Annotated in this window: 1 protein-coding gene; it reads left to right on the plus strand. The window is 43.7% G+C overall.

Annotated elements, in window-relative coordinates; all coding sequences use genetic code 11:
- Positions 1-558: maltose ABC transporter permease MalG (malG, locus tag AB4496_RS20525; RefSeq protein WP_372131814.1), on the plus strand; the 558-nt coding region annotated here is incomplete at its 5' end.
- Positions 559-791 lie beyond the last annotated feature (233 nt).

Here is a 791-nt window from a genome sequence, read left to right on the forward strand (position 1 = left end):
AGTATGCGCTTTAAAGGTAAAGAAACTATCCTGAAAGCGATGATGATTTTTCAAATGTTCCCTGCGGTATTGGCTCTAGTGGCTATCTACGCACTGTTCGACAAATTAGGGCAATACATCCCATTCTTAGGCTTGAATACGCATGGCGGTCTGATCTTCTCGTACTTGGGCGGTATTGCATTACACGTTTGGACGATTAAGGGCTACTTTGAGACGATTGATAACTCTTTGGAAGAAGCTGCAGCATTAGATGGCGCAACACCTTGGCAAGCGTTCAGATTGGTTCTATTACCACTGTCAGTACCCATCCTAGCGGTTGTATTCATTTTATCTTTCATTGGTGTTGTTGGTGAGGTACCAGTTGCTTCCATCCTATTATCGGACGTGAACTCTTACACGCTAGCGGTAGGTATGCAGCAGTACCTATATCCTCAGAACTACTTATGGGGCGACTTTGCGGCAGCAGCGGTACTTTCCGCACTTCCGATTACTATCGTGTTCTTACTGGCTCAGCGTTGGTTAGTTGGCGGTTTGACGTCGGGTGGTGTAAAAGGATAAGCTGTCCTTATAAGAAAGACAAAAGAGCGACCGTTAGGTCGCTCTATATTGGCATTTTTATTACATCATTTGGTTTGGCCGCCGATCAGTAATAAAAATAACCCTCAGGTTACGCATAGCTGGCTACTAATCAGGTTCCTTACGCTATTAATGATTAGTGGTTTTTGTAACTCTAACCCAGGTACTTACTTGGGTTTTTTTATGCCCGCTACTTTTATCTCTATCTCTATCTC

This window comes from Vibrio sp. 10N.222.46.A1 (genome assembly GCF_041473595.1).
Classification (GTDB): domain Bacteria; phylum Pseudomonadota; class Gammaproteobacteria; order Enterobacterales; family Vibrionaceae; genus Vibrio; species Vibrio tasmaniensis_A.